19 protein-coding genes are annotated in these 18,636 nt (G+C 59.0%); 10 read left to right on the forward strand and 9 right to left on the reverse strand.

The genetic code is table 11. From position 1 onward, the window contains the following. Positions 1–509 precede the first annotated feature (509 nt). Positions 510–1,469, forward strand: a complete 960-nt coding sequence (locus tag AKL27_RS08150; protein ID WP_050462317.1) for a cupin-like domain-containing protein — start codon at positions 510–512, stop codon at positions 1,467–1,469. A 59-nt stretch (positions 1,470–1,528) separates the two neighbouring features. Beyond that, positions 1,529–1,909 (forward strand): nuclear transport factor 2 family protein, encoded by a 381-nt coding sequence (locus AKL27_RS08155; RefSeq protein WP_050462318.1) that lies wholly within the window; start codon positions 1,529–1,531, stop codon positions 1,907–1,909. A gap of 44 nt (positions 1,910–1,953) precedes the next feature. Here AKL27_RS08155 and AKL27_RS08160 read toward each other — a convergent pair whose 3' ends face one another. Further along, positions 1,954–2,847 (reverse strand): SDR family oxidoreductase, encoded by an 894-nt coding sequence (locus AKL27_RS08160; RefSeq protein WP_050462319.1) that lies wholly within the window; start codon positions 2,845–2,847, stop codon positions 1,954–1,956. Between the two features lie 125 nt (positions 2,848–2,972). On the opposite strand from AKL27_RS08160, the gene AKL27_RS08165 reads away from it, so the two are divergent. Then, positions 2,973–3,962: an AraC family transcriptional regulator gene (locus tag AKL27_RS08165; RefSeq protein ID WP_050462320.1), complete on the forward strand. Its 990-nt coding sequence runs from the start codon at positions 2,973–2,975 to the stop codon at positions 3,960–3,962. A gap of 111 nt (positions 3,963–4,073) precedes the next feature. Here AKL27_RS08165 and AKL27_RS08170 read toward each other — a convergent pair whose 3' ends face one another. Then, positions 4,074–4,712: a TetR/AcrR family transcriptional regulator gene (locus AKL27_RS08170; RefSeq protein ID WP_050462321.1), complete on the reverse strand. Its 639-nt coding sequence runs from the start codon at positions 4,710–4,712 to the stop codon at positions 4,074–4,076. 242 nt (positions 4,713–4,954) lie between these two features. Here AKL27_RS08170 and AKL27_RS08175 point away from each other — a divergent pair, with 242 nt between their 5' ends. Both AKL27_RS08175 and AKL27_RS08180 read left to right on the forward strand, forming a co-directional pair. After that, complete coding sequence (locus tag AKL27_RS08175) at positions 4,955–6,199, forward strand: TCR/Tet family MFS transporter (protein ID WP_050462322.1); 1,245 nt, start codon at positions 4,955–4,957, stop codon at positions 6,197–6,199. Positions 6,200–6,410: 211 nt separating this feature from the next. Further along, positions 6,411–6,944, forward strand: coding sequence for a hypothetical protein (locus tag AKL27_RS08180; protein ID WP_157056850.1), 534 nt, complete (start codon positions 6,411–6,413; stop codon positions 6,942–6,944). Positions 6,945–7,052: 108 nt separating this feature from the next. Here AKL27_RS08180 and AKL27_RS08185 read toward each other — a convergent pair whose 3' ends face one another. From AKL27_RS08185 to AKL27_RS08195, 3 genes are all read right to left on the reverse strand, one after another. Next, entirely contained in the window at positions 7,053–8,240 is a 1,188-nt protein-coding gene (locus tag AKL27_RS08185) for an ABC transporter substrate-binding protein (RefSeq protein WP_050462324.1), read from the reverse strand. Positions 8,241–8,344: 104 nt separating this feature from the next. Beyond that, positions 8,345–9,301 carry a PDR/VanB family oxidoreductase gene (locus AKL27_RS08190; protein ID WP_050462457.1) on the reverse strand — a complete coding sequence of 319 codons (957 nt, stop codon included), beginning with the start codon at positions 9,299–9,301 and terminating at the stop codon, positions 8,345–8,347. A 42-nt stretch (positions 9,302–9,343) separates the two neighbouring features. Continuing rightward, complete coding sequence (locus AKL27_RS08195; protein ID WP_050462325.1) at positions 9,344–10,411, reverse strand: aromatic ring-hydroxylating dioxygenase subunit alpha; 1,068 nt, start codon at positions 10,409–10,411, stop codon at positions 9,344–9,346. 395 nt (positions 10,412–10,806) lie between these two features. Between AKL27_RS08195 and AKL27_RS08200 the strand changes: the two genes are divergently transcribed. Further along, a complete protein-coding gene (locus AKL27_RS08200) occupies positions 10,807–11,307 on the forward strand; it encodes a MarR family winged helix-turn-helix transcriptional regulator (RefSeq protein ID WP_050462326.1) in 501 nt (166 codons plus the stop codon). Positions 11,308–11,327: 20 nt separating this feature from the next. Here the strand turns inward: AKL27_RS08200 and AKL27_RS08205 are convergent, their stop codons facing one another. Further along, a complete protein-coding gene (locus AKL27_RS08205; RefSeq protein WP_050462327.1) occupies positions 11,328–12,233 on the reverse strand; it encodes a LysR family transcriptional regulator in 906 nt (301 codons plus the stop codon). Between the two features lie 181 nt (positions 12,234–12,414). On the opposite strand from AKL27_RS08205, the gene AKL27_RS08210 reads away from it, so the two are divergent. From AKL27_RS08210 to AKL27_RS08225, 4 genes are all read left to right on the forward strand, one after another. Continuing rightward, a complete protein-coding gene (locus AKL27_RS08210; RefSeq protein WP_050462328.1) occupies positions 12,415–13,608 on the forward strand; it encodes an ABC transporter substrate-binding protein in 1,194 nt (397 codons plus the stop codon). Between the two features lie 25 nt (positions 13,609–13,633). Continuing rightward, positions 13,634–14,662: an aromatic ring-hydroxylating dioxygenase subunit alpha gene (locus AKL27_RS08215; protein ID WP_050462329.1), complete on the forward strand. Its 1,029-nt coding sequence runs from the start codon at positions 13,634–13,636 to the stop codon at positions 14,660–14,662. 11 nt (positions 14,663–14,673) lie between these two features. Next, positions 14,674–15,627: a PDR/VanB family oxidoreductase gene (locus AKL27_RS08220; RefSeq protein WP_050462330.1), complete on the forward strand. Its 954-nt coding sequence runs from the start codon at positions 14,674–14,676 to the stop codon at positions 15,625–15,627. Positions 15,628–15,866: 239 nt separating this feature from the next. Then, entirely contained in the window at positions 15,867–16,094 is a 228-nt protein-coding gene (locus AKL27_RS08225; protein WP_050462331.1) for a hypothetical protein, read from the forward strand. A gap of 83 nt (positions 16,095–16,177) precedes the next feature. Here the strand turns inward: AKL27_RS08225 and AKL27_RS08230 are convergent, their stop codons facing one another. Genes AKL27_RS08230 through AKL27_RS08240 form a run of 3 tightly spaced genes read right to left on the reverse strand, consistent with a single transcriptional unit; the run spans position 16,178 to position 18,622 of the window. Beyond that, positions 16,178–16,879, reverse strand: coding sequence for an ABC transporter ATP-binding protein (locus AKL27_RS08230; RefSeq protein WP_050462332.1), 702 nt, complete (start codon positions 16,877–16,879; stop codon positions 16,178–16,180). After that, entirely contained in the window at positions 16,872–17,630 is a 759-nt protein-coding gene (locus AKL27_RS08235) for an ABC transporter ATP-binding protein (protein ID WP_050462333.1), read from the reverse strand. The genes AKL27_RS08230 and AKL27_RS08235 overlap by 8 nt, the downstream gene beginning before the upstream one ends. After that, positions 17,630–18,622 (reverse strand): branched-chain amino acid ABC transporter permease, encoded by a 993-nt coding sequence (locus AKL27_RS08240; RefSeq protein WP_232310942.1) that lies wholly within the window; start codon positions 18,620–18,622, stop codon positions 17,630–17,632. Before AKL27_RS08240 ends, AKL27_RS08235 begins: the two co-directional genes overlap by 1 nt. Positions 18,623–18,636: the final 14 nt, after the last annotated feature.

Here is an 18,636-nt window from a genome sequence, read left to right on the forward strand (position 1 = left end):
AACAAGCGGTATTGCCGGATGGAACCGAGCGCGAAAATTTACCGCTGATAAAGAAAAAGCTGCCGACGCTTTCTCAAGCACCGGCCTGTGATGACGTCCGCAGCAGTGAAAGCGCTGTTGTCGAGGTTTCCTCCGCGAGCAGCGCCACAGATAAATAGAGGGGATTTGAACGCTGAATCCAGCGTGGCATGCTGGATGATTTCTTCCGGTGAGCGGGCGTTACTGCTCAGCTACTGCTCCCCGACGGCGGCTGCTCGAAACGCCGACCGCCAGCCGATATAAAACGCAGTGCCTTGAGCGGTGGCACGCAACATCAGCGCAGCAGTCCCGCTGTTGCCAACCTGGCTTGCAACCCGACGGTGTGTTTTCGAAACACCACGGATCAGGTTGCGGTGTATCCTTTCTCGTTTCGGATGGCATGTAAATACTGCAAATGCAGTACGCGTGCGGCGACGTGCCGGCACCGCAGCCATCCAGCCTCACGAAGAAATTTACACAGCGAAGAACAAATGAACCACGAAAAACCCGGCAGCCGGTCATCCCGGATACTGCCGCCCCGGCCGTCATCGGCGGCCATGTCGCCGGCAGACGTGCTGGCCAGAAAGCAGGCGCGGGAACACAAGGATGCGCTGGTGCGCGGCGTTACCTCAATTCAGGAGATGCGGGCGGCGATCAGACAGGCCAGTCGCGAGTTGCCTGCGATTTCTGCGGTGCCACGCCTGCGCTTGCCCGATGCGGCGACATTTCGCATGCGGGCGGCAGCAGGCTTGCCGTTCGTCATCAGCGGGCTGGTCGGCAAATGGCCGTTGTCGGCCCTGACGCCGCAAACGCTGCGCGACCGCTTTGGCGCGTTGCCCGTGCGCGCGCGCGTGGGTGACTATATCAATACCGCTTTCGCACCCGACCGGGCGATGCAAGACATGTCGCTGCTGGCCTACCTTGATCTGGTCGCCAATGACACGCAGGACCTGCCGCCGTATCTGGGCAATCTCGAATTGCGTGAATTGAATGCCTTGTGCCACTGGCCCGCCTGGTTCAAGAAAATGGGGCCGCCGCGTTTTTGGCTCGGTCCGTCAGGGACGGTGACGCCGCTGCACTGCGACTATGACGACAATATTTTTGCCCAGGTCTGGGGTCGCAAGCGGATTTTCCTGTCCCCGCCCCACCACGATGAATTCCTTTATCCGCGTGAAGCGAATGCCATTCTCTTCGGTTCGCCGTTCGACCCCGAAGCACCGGATTTCGACAATTTCCCGCTGGCCCGCCAGGCCACCATGATCGAGTGCATCATGCAGCCCGGTGAACTGCTGTATGTGCCGGCCGGGTGGTACCACCAGGTGCGCGCGCTGACTTTTTCGTTGTCGGCCAACCGCTGGGCGCGAGCACTGCCGCTGGTGCTGAACGGCGCCACTGCGCTGACGGCCGGTCCGGCCGATCAAGGCCGGATGACCGAAGCCGGTCAAGGTTGATGCCGCAACACATGCATAAACAATCACCATCGCCAATTTCATTTCATGAGGAACATGTAATGCCGGACACCCTGCCTGCTGCCGTTATCCAGCAACAACTCGATGCTTACAACGCAAAAGATCTCGACGCCTGGCTCGGCACCTATGCACCGGACGCTGAGCAATATACTTTGCACGGGGCACTGCTGGCGCGCGGCCATGCTGACATGCGCGCGCGCATGACAAGCCGCTTTGCAGAGCCGGATCTGCACGCCCGCCTCCTGTCTCGCAGCGTCATGGGCAACATTGTGGTCGACGTCGAAATCGTTACCCGCAATTTCCCCGAAGGTCGTGGCACAGTAGAAATGCTGTGCGTGTACGAGGTGGCCAACGGCGTCATCCAAAAAGCGTCGTTCGCCCTGGGAAAGAGCCAGCTCGATGCCCGTCAGGCAGCGCCATGAACGTATCGGCGGACGGCTGCTGACGCTGCCCCATCCTGGCAACCTTATACAGAACGGTATTGCATCCGTTCCAGATCGGCAATCAGGCCCGGCCCGCCCGGATGCCAGCCCAGCCAGTCCTGCGTGTTGGCACCGGACGCCGGCAAGTCCCGCCGGACAAAATCGCTGAGCCAGCCGAAATGCGCTGGCGCTTCGTCTTCAGAAAGACTGACCAGCGGCACTTGCAAACCGCGTCCGATGACTTCGGCAATATCCCGCAGCGCAATCCCCTCTTCCGCGACGGCATGGTAGCGACGGCCGGCTTGCTGTTTCTCCACCGCCAGCCGGTAGAGCCGGGCGACGTCGCTGATGTGCACCGCCGGCCAGCGGTTGCGGCCGTCGCCGACAAATGCCGCCACGCCTTTTTCGCGTGCCAGTGCAATCAGCGGACTGATGAGACCTTGCTTCACGGAATCGTGCACCTGCGGCAAACGCACTACCGAGACATTCACGCCGCAGCCGGCAAGCGCCACGCCGGCCAGCTCCGATGCCTTGCGCGGATTCGGATGAGCGGGATTGAAGTTGTCTTCAGTCGCCGGCTGACCTGACGTGATGGCGCCCATACCGGTAGTCGAGGTAACGATCAGGGGACGATTGCTGCCCATCAGTGCGGAACCCATCGCTTCGATGACTTGCCGGTCGGTTTCGCAATTGGCAGCGAACTGCGAGAAGTCGTGATTGAAGGCGGTATGAATGACGCCATCCGCTGCCGCAGCGCCACGCCGCAGACTGTCCAGGTCGTCCAGATCACCGCGAACCACTGCTGCGCCGGCCGCGATCAGCGCCTGCGCACCGGCTTCCGAACGGGTCAATCCGCGTACCTGATGGCCGGCCTGAATGAGTTCGGTGACGATGGCGGAACCAATGAAACCGGTCGCGCCGGTAAGAAAAATACGCATGTTGCATTCACCTTTGCTTGAGTTGAGGACGAACGCCGCCGTCCGGCAACACTGAATATAGGCGCTTGTCGCGATACCATCCATGCGATAAAGTCCGCATTATTAGCGCAATCGTCCGGAGATATATGGATCCGCTGTCAGAAGTGCTGGCCCTGTTCAAACCACGCAGTTATGTCGCCGGCGGTGTCGCCATTGACGGCGGCATGGCGATCCGGTGGCCGCAACATGCCGGCATCAAGTGTTACGCCGTGGTGTCCGGCCAATGCTGGTTATCGGTGGCAGGCGTTGCCGAAACGGTGCTGCTCACGGCTGGCGATTGTTATCTGTTGCCGCCCGGCGCACCGTTCCGGCTGGCGACCGATTTGTCGGCAACGCCGGTCGATTTCCAGACGCTGCGCGCAAAGTGGAAAGCCGCATCAGGCAGCGAGAGCGTCAGCGAACATGACGGCGGTTGCTATCTGGTTGGCGGCCACTTCGTGCTGACCGGCAGTCATGCCGACTTCCTGTTGAGCGCGCTGGCCCCCATCGTGCATATCCGCAAAGAATCGGACAAGGCGGCCATGCGCTGGTCGCTGGAACGCATGCAAGAAGAAGTGCGCCATCCGCAACCGGGCGCATCACTGATTACGCAACAACTCGCTTACATGATGCTGGTGCAGGCATTGCGGCTGCATCTGGCGGATGGCGCACAGGAAGGTGTCGGCTGGCTGTTCGCACTGGCAGATAAACAGATGGGTGCCGCCATCCGCGGCATGCATGATGATCCCGGACGCAAGTGGACCTTGCAGACTCTGGCACAACATGTCGGCATGTCGAGATCGGTCTTCGCGCTGCGCTTCAAACAGACGGTCGGAACCACACCGATGGAATACCTGACACGCTGGCGCATGCTGCTGGCCGGCGAGCGGCTGAAGAATTCATGCGAATCCACGTCGGCCATCGCGCTGTCACTCGGCTATGAATCCGAAAGTGCCTTTGGCAAAGCCTTCAAAAAAGTGATGCGGTGTACGCCAAGGGAGCATGGGCGCAATGCCGGAACTCAATCCGTTGCATTCGCCGCCACCGATGCCAGTGGCAATGATCATGCAATGGGGGCGGCAGTTTCCCTGTCATGAGAAGCGCTGCCGGTTCATCCTCGGGAGTGGCATCGACGCTCGGTTGATGTTCTTTGATCCTTGCTGAATTCTGGTACTGCATTGCCACCGCAGAGGTCGACGCCAGCGTGTTCAGACGTAAGGCGTACTGGCCATTGCCGTTTGCAGGCCGGCGCTGCCTTTATCGACAATCGCAAGAAAGACCGCTTTCGCCTGCGCCGTATCCTGTCCCTGGCGAAACGTCCGGTGGCCTTCGATCAAGGCCACGGTCCACGTCGCCAGCAACAGGCTGGCCGCCAGATGCGCGGCGGCATCCGTGGCTTCGCGCCCGGCACCGTCGGCCAGCGCCACCGCGACGACTTGCGCAATCTCGTCACGAATCGCGCGGGCCCGGGCCTTGAGCGTTTCGCTGCGCTCGATGGTCTCGATGAAGCCCTGGCTGTCGGCGGAAAACCGGACATAAGGGCTGCCTTCCGCCACCAGGCGATGGGCCAGCAGGCGCAACGTTTCGATTGGCGCGACGCCCGGCTCCGATTGCTGCAATGCTGCGCGCAACATGTCGCGCCCCTCTTCGTCGCGGTCGAAGAACATGTCCTCCTTGCGCGGAAAGTGATTGAACACCGTCATGCGCCCGACATCGGCAGCACTCGCGATCTCGTCCACCGTTACCCGGTCAAAACCGCGCTCCAGAAAAAGGCGCGTGGCGGCGGTCGAAATGCATTGCCGGATGGCAATGCGTTTGCGGGATCGGAGGTCGGATGGGGTTGTCATGTGGCGATGATGCCACGTTTCATGTACTGAGTACACTATTTCACATGAAAGATGAAATAACCGATTGATGGCGTATCGGACTTGCGATTACATTTCATGTACTGAGTACATATTGGAATCAAGTACATGAAACAACACACTGAGATTATCGTCACCAACACCGGACCGGTCCGACTACCGGCCACGATCACGCTGACTTCAGACCGCGTTCGTTCCGGCAACAACACGGAGCACCGCGCACCATGATCATTTCACCCCCCTCCAGATCCGCCACCAACCGTCCGCTGATCGTCATCTTCGCCACCATTGCACTGGATGCGGTTGGCATCGGCCTGATCTTTCCGATTCTGCCGGCACTGCTGCGAGATATCACCCACACGGACAACGTCGCTGCCGCCATCGGCATCATGATGGCGCTCTACGCCTGCATGCAATTCATCTTCGCGCCGCTGCTCGGTTCGCTCAGCGACCGGCTGGGCCGGCGCCCGGTGCTGCTGATCTCGCTCGCCGGCAGCGCCATCAACTACGTCTTCCTGGCCTGTGCGCCCAATCTCTGGATGTTGCTGCTGGGCCGTGCCATTGCCGGCCTGACGAGCGCCAACACCTCGGTGGCGACCGCCTATATCACCGATATTTCCAGCGCAGACAAACGCGCGCGTCGCTTCGGCCTCGCCAACGCCATGTTCGGTATCGGCTTCATCGTCGGTCCCGTGCTCGGCGGCGCTCTTGGTGACTATTGGCTGCGGCTGCCCTTCATTGCGGCGGCGCTGCTGAATGGCGGCAATCTGCTGCTGGCGTTGCTGATGCTGCCGGAATCCCGCACCCCGACCCGGGCGCAAACCGACTTCGCGGCGCTCAACCCGTTGCGGCACTTGCGTTGGGTCGGCTCGGTGAAAAGCCTGCTGCCGATCACCATCATCTTCTTCAGCTTCAGCGCCGCCGGCGAAGTCTATGGCACCTGCTGGGCGCTGTGGGGCGCCGATACCTTCCAATGGAACGGCCTCTCCATCGGCCTGTCGCTCGGCGCCTTTGGTGTCTGCCAGACGCTGGCGCAAGCCTTCCTTCCCGGTCCCGCCGTGAAACTGCTCGGCGAACGCGCGACCATTCTGGCCGGGGTCGCCAGCGCCAGCATTGCCTTGATCGTGATGGCCTTCGCCACCCGGAGCTGGATGATTTTTGCCATCATGCCGGTGTTCGCGCTCGGCGGCATCGGCGCACCGGCCCTGCAATCGCTGGCGACGCGCCTGGTTGACGAGAATCAGCAGGGGCAGTTTCAAGGCGTACTGGCATCCGCCGTGAGCCTGGCGTCGATCATCTGCCCGCTGGCATTCTCCGGCGTTTATTTCGTGGTCAGGGAACAATGGCCGGGCGCGATCTGGCTGTCGGCGCTGGTCGTGTACGCCGCCATCGTGCCGTTGGTGTTCGGCTTGCGTTTCAAGAATGCCACGGTGGCAGCGACAAGCCAGCGCCCCGTTTTGCCGCCATGACCTTCGTTGGCAAACGTCACCACTGTTGTATTTTTAGCGCCTTTTCTGAAGCGCTCACAGCAGACGCTGCGGAGCTGTTTCTGTTGCTTCGCGGGCATGATAGAGTTACTGCCGCTGGCAAACGGCCGCGCTTTCTTGCCGCCAGACCTGCCCCGGGAGATCCACGCCGGCAGACCGGCAGCACTTCCTTGATTCGATGAGGCAACACGGTATGAAAAGAATAACAAGCACGCTGTCGGCGTTGGTATTTCTGGCCGCATTCGCTGGTTGCGCCTATCAGGAACCAGCCAAAGATGAACCGCAGGCGACGCTGCACATCATCACCAATCTGCCGCATTTGTCGACCGCCGGATGGATGCTTTATGGCGATGCCGAATGCCAGACCGATCAGGCGATGCTGGGCGCATTCAGCAAACTGTATGCCGGCGACAAGCGGATACAACTGCGCGCCAATGAAAAGCGCTATCTGCGCGTGAATGCATCTTCCAACGCCGGCGTCGGAAGTCCGGAGGAATGCCTGAAAAATACCCGCGAAACAAGGTGCACCAAAACCGATATGTGTACGGCTGAGTTTGAGGTCGTCCCGGTCGCCGGCAAAGTCTACCGCGCCGAACTGATCGGCACCGGCCATCAGTGCGAAGTGCGCATTACGGATGAAAACACAGGCGAAGTACAGCAGGATATTCGCCGGATTCCGCTTCAGAGCGGATGCATGTCGGCAAAGTGGAAACCTAAAAATCAGTAACACGCGGACTTGCCGGAGCGGCTCCACGCCCGGCGTCAGCAATCCGTTTTGAAAAAAAGGCCTGCAACATCATCTGTTGCAGGCCTTTGCATTTCCAATGCGCCTGGATCAGACGCCCGGATCCTTGAAGTGTTCAACCTTGTCAAACTCGATGTTGTACATGCCGCCGTTGACCATTTCGGCTTTGCGGATGTAGACGTTTTGCACCATGTCGCGGGTTTCCGCATCGATCGATACCGGTCCGCGCACGCTGGTCCAGGCCATGCCTTTCATCGCTGCCAGCAACTTGTCGCCATCGCTGTCGCCGCCGGTTTTCTTGAGCGCCTGATACAACAGATGCATGCCGTCATAGCCGCCGACCGAGTGGAAGTTGGGGCGCATGCCCTTGTTCATCTTGCTGAAGTTGGTGACATATTCCTTGTTTTCCGGCGACGGGTGTGCGGCGGAATAATGATGGCTGCTGACCACGCCGGTAGCAGCGGCGCCGATGCTGGCCATCAAATCGTCATCCAGCACGTCGCCGGTACAGATCAGGCGAATGCCGGCCGCCGCCAGACCGCGCTCGGTAAACTGTTTGAGCACTGCCGCACCTTCACCGGACGGCACGAAGACAAACAAGGCTTCCGGCTTGGCATCCTTGACGCGTTGCAGGAACGGCGCGTAGTCAGGATTGCGCAATGGCGCGCGCAAGGTTTCGACAACCTTGCCACCAGCTTCGGTGAAGCGCTTGACGAATACCTTTTCAGCATCGATGCCGGGACCGTAATCGCTGACGAAGGTCACCACATTCCTGATCTTGTTCCTGGCCGCCCATTCCGCCAGCGGGGCCGTGATTTGCGGCACGGTAAAGCCGCTGCGCACGATGTACGGCGAACGTTGCGGAATGATGGAAGTGGCGGCTGCCATCACGATCATCGGTACCTTGCCTTGCGTGGCAACCGGTGCGGCGGCAAATGCCAGCGGCGTCAAACCGAAGCCGGCCAATACCTGCACCTTGTCGCGCGACACCAGCTCCTGCGCCAGACGCTTGGTGACATCCGGCGACAAGCCGCCATCGTCCTTGAGAATGATTTCAACCTGGCGACCCGCGACGGTTTCGCCGAATTTTTGCTGATACAGTTTGACGGCGGCGTCAATCTGCTTGCCGGTGGACGCGAACGGTCCGGACATCGGCACAATCAACCCGACTTTCAAGGGCTCCGCGGCAAATGCAACCGTCGGCAACAAACCTGCTGTCAGCGTTGCGGCTCCCCCCAGCAATACCTTGCGGCGCATGTCATTTACTTGATTTGGCATAGTCGTCTCTCTTCTCGTTATAGGATGGCTTTCAGAACGCATTTCATCAATACCGCACGGTGTTGTTCATGAAATGCATTCCAGCCAGTTGCAAAAATTCTTTCTCAAACGTCCAATACCAGCAGCGCGCTCTTGGCGCGCGAGCAGCATGGCGTGAACTGATCGTTGGCCGCGCGTTCGTCATCGGTCAGGTACAGATCGCGATGATCCGGCACGCCATCGATGACCCGCGTCAGACACGTGCCGCACACCCCCTGCTCGCATGAGACGGGAATATCGATGCCGTGTTGCGCCAATACCTGCACCACGTTTTCGCCGGCCGGAATGTTGATGACCTGGCCGCTGCTGGCGATCTTGACCTCGAACGGCTGATCGCCGGCGGCATCGACGGCCGCTGCACCGAAGTATTCCAGATGCACCTGCGACGACGGCCAGCCCAGACTCTTGGCGGTATTCACCACGTAATCGATGAAGCCGCCGGGACCGCAGACATACACATGGGTATCGGCATCCGGGGTGGCAAGCAGCGCTGGCAGATCGAGTTTCTGTTCAGCAGCACCGCTGTCGAAATGGAAGTGCACCTGCCCGGCGTATGCCGCATCGGCAATGCGCTGGCGGAACGCCGTGCGCTCTGGTGCGCGTGCGCAATAATGCATCTCGAATGCCGCCCCCGCCTGCGCCAGACTTTCTGCCATACAGAGGATCGGCGTGACGCCGATGCCACCGGCCAACAGCAGGCTGCGGCCAGCCGCCGTCAACGGGAAATGATTTTTCGGCGCACTGATTTCCAGTACGCTGCCGACCTCAATCCGATCATGCATGGCGGCCGAACCGCCGCGCGATGCCGGATCGCGCAACACGCCGATCACGTAGCGATGCGTTTCCTGCGGCGGATTGCACAGCGAATATTGACGGATCACACCGGCGTCGACATGCACGTCAATATGCGACCCCGCCGTGAACGAGGGCAGCGGCTGGCCGTCGACACGGACCAGTTCAAAACTGGCAATGTCTTCGGCTTCGCTGATCTTGCTGACTACTTTTACCTGATGCTGGCTCATGATGGGCAATGAAGAAAATCAAAAAATAAATGCTGGCAGGTCTCAGGCATTGACGGCTGCGGCAGGCGTGGCGGCAGTAACACCCTCCGCCTCCTTCGCCAGCCACTTGTCGAGAATCCGGCGCGACTGCACGCCACCGGCATCGATATTGAGCATCAGCAGCTTGCGCTCCGGATACTTGAGCAGATTGGCTTGTTGCAGCTCCAGCATTTCGCGGTCTTCGCCAAAGATTTTTCCTTGTCCTTCGCGGATGGCGTCGGTCAATTCCGTATCTTGCGGCTTGAAGTTGCGCGCCATGCCCCAGAAATACCAGTGCGAGGTTTCGGTTTCCGGCGTGATGAAGTCGACCACGATGCTCGATGCCTTGTGTTGCGGTGCGGCGTGATAACCGCCCTTGCCGGCATGCGCCACACCGACTTCGATCATGACATGGCTGGGCGGCGTAAAGCGGCAAATCTGCCAGCGGTCGACCGGCACATCATCGGCCAGATTATTCCCGCGCAAGGCACCGCGCCAGAAGGGCGGTGCCATGATGTTTTCCATGAAGCGGCTGGTGACCACCGTCTCGCCTTCCGTCTTGGTATTGACCGGCGCTTCATCGATTTCCTTTTGACCGATGCTGGAGGCATGCACATAGGTTTCATGTGTCAGGTCCATCAGATTGTCGATCATCAGACGGTATTCGCAATTGATGTGATACAGGCCGCCACCGTAAGCCCACTCCGGATTATCGGCCCATTCCAGATGATGGATCAGGGCCGGATCAGCCAGCGCCGGATCTCCGGTCCAGACCCAGATGAAGCCATAACGCTCTTCCACCGGATAGCTGCGAATGCACGGAAAACCGCGCACGCGTTGCCCCGGCATGCTGATCACTTTGCCGTCGCAACCCATTTCCAGGCCGTGATAACCACACACCAGTTCGCCATCGCGCACGAAACCCAGCGACAGCGGTGCGCCACGATGCGGACAAAAATCTTCCACTGCGGCCACCTTGTCGCCGGCGCCGCGATAGAACACGATCTTTTCTCCGCAGATTTTGCGACCCAGCGGTTTGGCAGCGATTTCGTCCGGGGTACAAGCGACGTACCAAGTATTTTTTGGAAACATGCGAATCTCCTCCTGGTTCAGGAATAGGGGTAATGTCAGTGCTGCATATCGGTACTGCAAATGTCCTGGCAAGCGCGACCGCCTTCTGCATGTGGTCTCAGACGAAGCCGGCGCGGACCTGCTCACGCTTGCCGGCATTCAGTTGGTGCTTGTCTCCTGCTTTAATTCTTGGTTCTGTTCGTTCTTTACTGCCGCATTCTGTTGCGCACCGAACTGCTTTTTTATTTAATATTCAGTGCACTGAATGTTTTCGAAAGTATACTCATTTGGAACTCGAAGTAAACTGACATTTACAGCTTTTCATCGTGCACCGCACAATTGACCGATAATCGAACGCGCGCAACGAAACTGAAGAACAAGACAACATGCGTAACACTTATCTCACCGAGACACCTATGCCCCGCGCCACTCCAAAAAAATTAAAAGAAAGCCAACTTGTTGATTTGTATGAACATCCAGGTCACTTGTTGCGTCGTGCACAACAGATTTCGGTGTCGATCTTTCTGGATGAGCTGGGCGGCGATGTGACGCCGGTGCAATATGCGATTTTGCGCACCCTGTCGAACCATCCGGGCATCGATCAGGTATCGCTGGCGGGACTGGTGGCAATCGACACCTCCACCGGCGCCACGGTCTGCGCCCGCCTCGAAGAAAAAGGCTTGCTGTTGCGCACCGTGATTCCGCACAACCGGCGCCAGCGCGCACTGACCATCACCGCCGCCGGCGAACAGATGCTGACCGATTTGATGCCAGGCGCACAACGTTTGCGCAAGCGCCTGTTGCAACCGCTGACGGCCGATGAACAGCAGCAATTCATGCAGCTGCTCAACAAGCTGGTGTACGTCAACAACGAACACAGCCGCGCGCCGCTGGCCAGCCCCAGGGACGACACCTGAACCGGAGGCAATGATGCGGATCAGGTGTTGCTGCTGAACATCTGCGCCAGCACCGAGCGCAACCACACGACGGCACCGTCTTTGTGATACTTGCGATGCCAGTGCTGACGCAAGTCGAAGTGCGGAATCTCCAGCGGCGGCTCCACCAGTCTGATATTGGCAAACTGCGCGAACGATTCGCCCACTGCGCGCGGCACCGTCACCAGCAAGTCGCTCGATGCGATAAGAAAGGGAATCGACATGAAGTGCGGCGTCGACAATACGATGCGGCGCTGGATTTTTTTCTTGATCAGGAATTGCTCGAACAATTCCTGACTGCGCCCTTCTGCCTTGATCACCGCATGGCCGAGACTGAGGAATTGCGCCATGCTTATCTTGCGCGACTTGATCGCATGGTTGGCGCTCAGCAAACAAATGAAGGTATGCGAGAACAAGCGCTGCTGGAAAAAATTGCGATTCTTCAAATCCGGAAAGTAACCCACCGCCAGATCGACATCACCGTTCTCCAGCGCCAGCGCCAGTTCCGGCGGCGGCAAGCTGACCGAGCAGATCGAAGCGCCCGGCGCGTCATGCCGCAAGCGGTCCAGCAACTTGGGTAAAAACGTCATCTCTCCGATATCCGACAAGGCCAGCGTGAACTTGCGGCTGGTCGTGGCCGGCGTGAACTCGGTGCTGGTCAACACGTCGGTGTGCAGGCGCTGCAAAATGTCCCGGGTCGGACTGATCAGCGTCAGCGCGCGCGGCGTCGGTTCCATGCCGTGTGCGGTGCGGACAAACAAGGGATCGCCGAGCGCATGCCGCAGTTTGTTGAGCGCCACGCTCACCGCCGGCTGACTCATGCCGAGCTTGCGGGCAGCAGCACTGACACTGCGTTCTTCGTAGATCGCCAGCGCCACCGGCAACAGGTTCAAATCAAATCCGCTCATCCGTTTCTCCTTCGCTCAGCCATGTTCGCCGCGCTTATCTCTATTCGATATTCGAATAAATATTATGCCGAAGATTCTATTTTCAAATAATTTGACTTCGGTATGATCGCTCACAACCGACCTGCAATAAAGAAAAAATTCAGCAGGCGGACAAAAAAAATCAAACTACAGGAGACTCAGGATGCATCGCATAAAAGTTGCGCTATCGGCCACGCTGGCCGGACTGGCCGGATTGAGCGGGCTGGCACTTGCCACTGCGGCACTGGCGCAGGCACCCGTCGTGCGCATCGGCGTGATCACGTCGCTGACCGGCGTTGCCGCGCAGAGCGGTGAACAAATGAAAGCCGGTATCGACACTTATCTGCGCTTGCACGGCGACACCGTCGCCGGCAAGAAATTGCAGATCATCTATAAAGATGACACCGGCCCGCAAGCCGATGTCGCCAAGCGCCTGGCAACCGAGCTGATCGGTCGCGAGCAGGCCGACATCATCACCGGTTTCGTCTTCACGCCGAATGCGATGGCGGTGGCCAGCGTAGTCGACCGCGCAAAAAAACCGATGGTGGTCATGAATGCGGCCTCATCGGCGGTCACCACCAAGTCGCCGTATATCACGCGCACCTCTTACACCATTGCGCAATCGGTCAAACCGCTGGCGCAATGGGCCTACAAAACCGGCTCGCGCCGGGTATTCTCGATTGTCTCGGATTACGCACCGGGTCTGGATGCCGATACCTGGTTCAGCAAAACCTTTACCGCGCTCGGTGGCACCGTCACCAGTTCGGTCCGGGTGCCGCTGACCACCGTCGATTACAGCGCCTACCTGCAACGCATCAAGGATGAGAAACCGGATGCGATTCACGTGTTCCTGCCCAATGGCCAGCCGATGGTGTCGTTCATCAAGGCCTATAAGGAAAAGGGGCTGGACAAGGCCGGCATCCGTTTTCTCGGCGGTGAAGGCTGGGCCGATGAAGATGTGCTGAGCATGGGCGGCGATGCCATGGTCGGCATCTACACCGCCGGCTTCTACTCGTTCTCGCGCCCGGGTCCGGAAAATGCAAAATTTCTGGAAGCGTTTTCGCAGACGGTCAATGGTCGCTTCAAGCCCAATTTTCTGTCGGTCTCGGCTTACGACGGCATGACGCTGATCGCCAAGACACTGACCAAGACCGGCGGCAACACCGATGCCACTGCATTCATGAATGCGGTCAAGGGCTATACCTCAAGCAGTCCGCGTGGCACCGTCACCATCGATGACAAGACCAACGATATCGTACAAACCATTTATATCCGCCGTATCGACAAGCAAGCGCCGGGCAAGTACGTGGCCACCGAAATCGATCGCTACGATGCGGTCAAAGATCCGGCCAAATAAATCTGCACATCTTCAGGAGTTCATCATGTTTCCGTTAAATCAATGGTATGTCGCAGGCTTTGCCTGGGAATTGCAGGACAAGCCGCTGGCACGTACCTTCCTCAATCACAAGGTGGTCCTGTTCCGCACCGGCAACGGCGAAGTGGCGGCACTGGAAGATCGCTGCTGCCACCGCAGCGTGCCGTTGTCTTGCGGCGCACTGGATGAGGGCGGGATTCGCTGCGGCTATCACGGCTTGTTGTACGGGGCCGATGGTCAGTGCATCGAAATCCCGGGACAAGTCAAGATTCCGGGCAAGGCCAGAGTGCGGGCCTACCGGGTCGCGGTGCGCAATCAGGTGATCTGGATCTGGATGGGCGAACAGGCCGACAGCGCACCCGATGGTCCGCCACCGGAAATTGCCGCGCATGACAATCCACGCTACAAGTTCAAGGGCGGCGCCTTTCACTACGATGCCCCCTATCAGTTGATTCATGACAACCTGCTCGACCTGAGCCATGTCGGTTATGTCCATGCGAAAACCATCGGCGGCAATCCCAAGGTGCACATGGAAGCGCCGACCAATGTCAGCAGCGACAACCATGATGTGCGCGTAGTGCGCTGGATGAAATCATCGCAACCGCCGGCAACGTACAGTGCGGCGTGGCCCTTCAAGGGCTTGATCGACCGCTGGCAAGAAATCGATTTTCACGTCAATCATCTCAACATCTTCACCGGCGCGGTCGATGCCAATACCGATGCACTCGACGATCCCCGGCGCGGCGGCTTTCATATGCGCGGCTTTCATGGCATCACACCGGAAACCGACACCACGTCGCATTACTTCTGGACCATGGCCAGTTCTTCGCATCCGGACATGCCCGACAATCTGGAACTGGTCTATCAGCAAACCGCGATGACATTTGAAGAGGACCGCGTCATCATCGAAGCGCAATACCGCAACATGTGTCAGTTTGACGGCGCACCGCAAATCGACATTCACGTCGATGCCGGCGCCAATCGCGCGCGCCGCATCATCAATATACTGAGCCAGCCGGCCGGACACCCGGCCTGAGCGACAGCATCATGAATGTGGTCATTTCTTCGATTGTTCCGGGCGGCGCCGGCATCCGCGTATTCGAGCTGCGCGCATGCGACGCCGGCCCCCTGCCGGCCTACGCTGCCGGCGCGCACATCGACGTCAGCCTGCCCAACGGGCTGACCCGGCAATATTCGCTGTGTTGCCGGGAACCGTCTGGCAACACTTACCGCATCGCGGTCAAGCGCGAGCCGCAATCTCGCGGCGGCTCCGACTGGCTGCATGCACAGGCGCAGGCCGGCAGCGTGTTGCAGATCAGCCATCCGCGCAATGCCTTCGCGCTGACAGCAAACGCCGGCATGCATCTGTTGCTGGCCGGTGGCATCGGCATCACGCCGATTCTGTCGATGGCATATGAACTGCTGCGTCGCGGCCAGCCGTTCCGGTTGCTGTACTTCGTGCGCGATGACAGCAGCATTGCCTTTGCCGAAGAACTGACGGCATCACCACTGGCGCCGCAGGTCCGGATATTCAGCGGACTGTCGCCGCAACAAAGTGCGGCAGCGATTGCCAGTACGCTGGATGCGGATGCGCAGCTTGCAGCCGACGTTCAGGTTTACACCTGCGGCCCGGGGGCATTCATGAACAGTGTGGTGGAACTGGCACAAGCCCGGTTCGGCGTCGCATCGGTGCACAAGGAATCGTTCAGCCTGACGCCACCGGGGCCATCAACTGCGGCATTCGTGTTGCGTCTGATCAGATCGGAGCGGGACATCGCTGTGGCCGCCGATCAGACCGCGCTGGCCTGCCTGCAGGCAGCCGGCATCGAGATTGACTGCTCATGCGAAGTGGGGGTGTGCGGTACTTGCCGTACCGTCGTCACTGACGGTATTGCGCAACATCATGATGCTTACCTGAGTCCGGCAGAAAAGCTGGCCAACAATTGCTTCATGCCCTGCGTGTCACGCGCCGCAACGGCGGTCTTGAGCATCGATTTGTAGACATCCCGAAAAACTGCTGTCAAACAAAAATAGGACTGAAAATTTTCAGTCCTATTTTTTTTCAATTCAATATCGAATCATTTTCCCATTGCATCTATAGCCGGGCATCGTAAAGAACCTCAATCTGGCCCTGCCAACACCCCGTTGGCAGGCGGCACGGATGATTCCATACCTGTTCTGTATCGGTGCCGTCACTATTTTCACTGAAAACTCCCTCGTTCATCACCAAGGAGAATCACATGCAACAACTCAGGACATTATCCGGAATCACCCTTGCTCTGGCTTTGCTGGGCACTGCACATCCTGCCAGGGCCGACGGCCAGAGCTGGTATCGCTGCTGGACCACCGTGCAACTGGGCATCGACACCTCGCCTGCCGCCTCCATGCAGCAAGCCATTGCGCTTTACGCCGAATGGGCCGGCGTGCGGCAACATACTGTCACCTGTGTCAAAACCAATCGTGACTGATTGATTGTTTTCACCGGCGCAGCAAAGGAAATGCAGATCGGATATCGCTATCCGGTCTGCAGACGTGAAATGACATTTCGCCGTCAGGCCACCGCGACCAGCCGGTCGAGCTTGTCGCCATCGGCCAGCAAGCTGGCACTGTCGGAATCATGCACGATACGGCCGCGATCCAGCACAATCGCGCGTTGCGTCAGCGACAGCGCCAGACGCGCATGCTGTTCGACCACAATCACCGACATGCCCTTGTCGGTCACCAGCGCCCGGATCACCCGCAGCAATTCCTGCACGATGATCGGCGCCAGCCCTTCCATCGGTTCATCCAGCAACAGGATGCGCGGATTCACCATCAGCGCGCGGGCAATCGCCAGCATCTGCTGTTCACCGCCCGACAACTGATTTCCCATATTGTTGCGGCGTTCCTGCAAACGCGGGAATACTTCATAGATCTTTTGTAGATTCCATTCGCCGGGGCGCGCCACTACGGTCAAGTGTTCTTCCACCGTCAGCGACGGGAACATGAAGCGCTCTTGCGGAATCCAGCCGAGCCCGGCATGCGCCCGCTTGTAGGTGGGTACCCGTGCAATGTCACTGCCGCACCAGCTGATCGTGCCCCGATGCAGACGGGTCAGTCCCATCAGCGTCACCAGCAAGCTGGTCTTGCCGACGCCATTGCGTCCCAGCAGGGCCAGGCTGTCGCCTTCTTGCATGGCAAACGAGACATCTTCCAGCACAATCGATTCGCCATAACCGGCAGTCACTTTATCCAGCGTCAGCAATTCAGGCATGTTCAGCCTCCCCCAGATACACTTCCTTGACGCGCGGATCGGCAGCGATTTCTGCCGGTGTGCCCTCGGTCAATACCTTGCCGCCAACCAGCACCGTAATGCGTTCGGCGAAACGAAATACCAGGCCCATGTCATGCTCGATAAAAACGATGGTCACGTCACGCGGCAATTGCGCGATGACTTCAAACAATTCCTTGCTTTCGGCAGAAGGAATACCGGCCGCCGGCTCATCGAGCAACAAGACTTTCGGCCTGGTCGCCAGCGCCAGCGCAATTTCCACCAGCCGCTGCTTGCCGTAAGCCAGACTGCGGGTAATGCTGTTGGCTTCTGCTTCCAGTTTGAGCGAACCCAACAAGGCCATCGCTTCGTCGATCACTTCCTGCTGACTGGCGACGGTCTTGCGCCAGACATATTGCATGCCGCGCCGCTCCGATATCGCCAGCACCACGGATTCCAGCACCGTCAGGCCGGCGAACAGCGTATTGATCTGGAAGGTGCGGGTCATGCCGCGCTTGACGCGCTGATGTTGCGCCAGTGCGGTGATGTCTTCATCGCCGAAAAATACCTTGCCACTGGTGGGCGCAAAAGTACCGGTCAGCAAATTGATGAAGGTGGTCTTGCCGGCACCGTTCGGTCCGATCAGCGCATGTCGTGCGCCGGGTGCGAAGCTCAGCGACACATCGCTGTTGGCCTTGAATGCGCCCCATTGCTTGGACAGACCTTCGGTGCGCAGAGTGGTATTGTTGCTCATCACTTGCTCCCTTCTGCGGAATTGCCGGTGCGCTTGCCAAACTTTTGCATCAGCGACGACAGCCCGCCGAGAATGCCGCCGCGGCCAAACATCACGATCACCACCAGCAACAAGCCGATCCAGAATTGCCAGTATGCCGGATTGAGACCGGAGATATAGTCTTGCGCCAGCATGAATACCAGCGCGCCGATCAGGCCGCCGTACAGGCGTCCGGTACCGCCCAGCACCAGGATGATCATCAGTTCTGCCGAACGCGGAAAGCCGAGCACATCGAGACCGACGAATTGCGTGGTCTGCGCCAGCAAGGCGCCGGCGACGCCGGCTACCGCGGCGCTGATGGTAAAGATCACGGTCAGGCGCTGATTGACATTGGCGCCGATGGCCGGCATGCGCAGACCGCCTTCGCGAATGCCGGTCAGGCCCAGGCCGAACGGCGAATTGACCAGCCGGCGCAACACCACGAAGATCGCAAACAACACTACCAGACTGTAGATATAGGCAGTCTTGCCGTTGAGGTCGAATTCGAACTGACCGAAAATATTGTTCATCACCATGCCCGACAAGCCATCCACACCGCCGGTAATGAACGCTGCCTTGTTGGCGGCTTCGAACAGCATCAGGCCGATCCCGAGCGTCACCATCAGACGCTTCAGATCATTGCCGCGCACCACCAGAAAACTGGTGATGAAACCGAACACGGCAGCCACCGCCGCAGCGGCCAGCAGACCGCTGATCGGCTCGCCCCAGCCATGCGCTGCCAGCAAACCGGCGGTGTAGGCGCCGAGGCCGAAAAAGGCGGCATGACCGAGCGAGACGATACCGGCATAGCCGAGAATCAGGTCAAGGGAAATGGCAAACAAGCCGATGATCATGATCTGGCTGATCAGCACCAGATAACCGGGGAACAGGAAATACGCCGCTACCGGCATCAGCCAGAACAGAATTTCCAGCGGCTTCCAGCGGTCATTCGGCAAACGCAAGCGTGACGTCATGGCGGCAGTCTTTA

The sequence above is a fragment of the Herbaspirillum autotrophicum genome, from assembly GCF_001189915.1.
In the GTDB taxonomy this organism is placed as follows: domain Bacteria; phylum Pseudomonadota; class Gammaproteobacteria; order Burkholderiales; family Burkholderiaceae_D; genus Herbaspirillum; species Herbaspirillum autotrophicum.

Excerpts from the sequence above, each read along its gene's own strand:
- AKL27_RS08150 (WP_050462317.1), top strand. The coding sequence starts at position 510 with ATGAACCACGAAAAACCCGGCAGCCGGTCATCCCGGATACTGCCGCCC.
- AKL27_RS08155 (WP_050462318.1), top strand. The coding sequence starts at position 1,529 with ATGCCGGACACCCTGCCTGCTGCCGTTATCCAGCAACAACTCGATGCT.
- AKL27_RS08160 (WP_050462319.1), bottom strand. The coding sequence starts at position 2,847 with ATGCGTATTTTTCTTACCGGCGCGACCGGTTTCATTGGTTCCGCCATC.
- AKL27_RS08165 (WP_050462320.1), top strand. The coding sequence starts at position 2,973 with ATGGATCCGCTGTCAGAAGTGCTGGCCCTGTTCAAACCACGCAGTTAT.
- AKL27_RS08170 (WP_050462321.1), bottom strand. The coding sequence starts at position 4,712 with ATGACAACCCCATCCGACCTCCGATCCCGCAAACGCATTGCCATCCGG.
- AKL27_RS08175 (WP_050462322.1), top strand. The coding sequence starts at position 4,955 with ATGATCATTTCACCCCCCTCCAGATCCGCCACCAACCGTCCGCTGATC.
- AKL27_RS08180 (WP_157056850.1), top strand. The coding sequence starts at position 6,411 with ATGAAAAGAATAACAAGCACGCTGTCGGCGTTGGTATTTCTGGCCGCA.
- AKL27_RS08185 (WP_050462324.1), bottom strand. The coding sequence starts at position 8,240 with ATGCCAAATCAAGTAAATGACATGCGCCGCAAGGTATTGCTGGGGGGA.
- AKL27_RS08190 (WP_050462457.1), bottom strand. The coding sequence starts at position 9,301 with ATGAGCCAGCATCAGGTAAAAGTAGTCAGCAAGATCAGCGAAGCCGAA.
- AKL27_RS08195 (WP_050462325.1), bottom strand. The coding sequence starts at position 10,411 with ATGTTTCCAAAAAATACTTGGTACGTCGCTTGTACCCCGGACGAAATC.
- AKL27_RS08200 (WP_050462326.1), top strand. The coding sequence starts at position 10,807 with ATGCCCCGCGCCACTCCAAAAAAATTAAAAGAAAGCCAACTTGTTGAT.
- AKL27_RS08205 (WP_050462327.1), bottom strand. The coding sequence starts at position 12,233 with ATGAGCGGATTTGATTTGAACCTGTTGCCGGTGGCGCTGGCGATCTAC.
- AKL27_RS08210 (WP_050462328.1), top strand. The coding sequence starts at position 12,415 with ATGCATCGCATAAAAGTTGCGCTATCGGCCACGCTGGCCGGACTGGCC.
- AKL27_RS08215 (WP_050462329.1), top strand. The coding sequence starts at position 13,634 with ATGTTTCCGTTAAATCAATGGTATGTCGCAGGCTTTGCCTGGGAATTG.
- AKL27_RS08220 (WP_050462330.1), top strand. The coding sequence starts at position 14,674 with ATGAATGTGGTCATTTCTTCGATTGTTCCGGGCGGCGCCGGCATCCGC.
- AKL27_RS08225 (WP_050462331.1), top strand. The coding sequence starts at position 15,867 with ATGCAACAACTCAGGACATTATCCGGAATCACCCTTGCTCTGGCTTTG.
- AKL27_RS08230 (WP_050462332.1), bottom strand. The coding sequence starts at position 16,879 with ATGCCTGAATTGCTGACGCTGGATAAAGTGACTGCCGGTTATGGCGAA.
- AKL27_RS08235 (WP_050462333.1), bottom strand. The coding sequence starts at position 17,630 with ATGAGCAACAATACCACTCTGCGCACCGAAGGTCTGTCCAAGCAATGG.
- AKL27_RS08240 (WP_232310942.1), bottom strand. The coding sequence starts at position 18,622 with ATGACGTCACGCTTGCGTTTGCCGAATGACCGCTGGAAGCCGCTGGAA.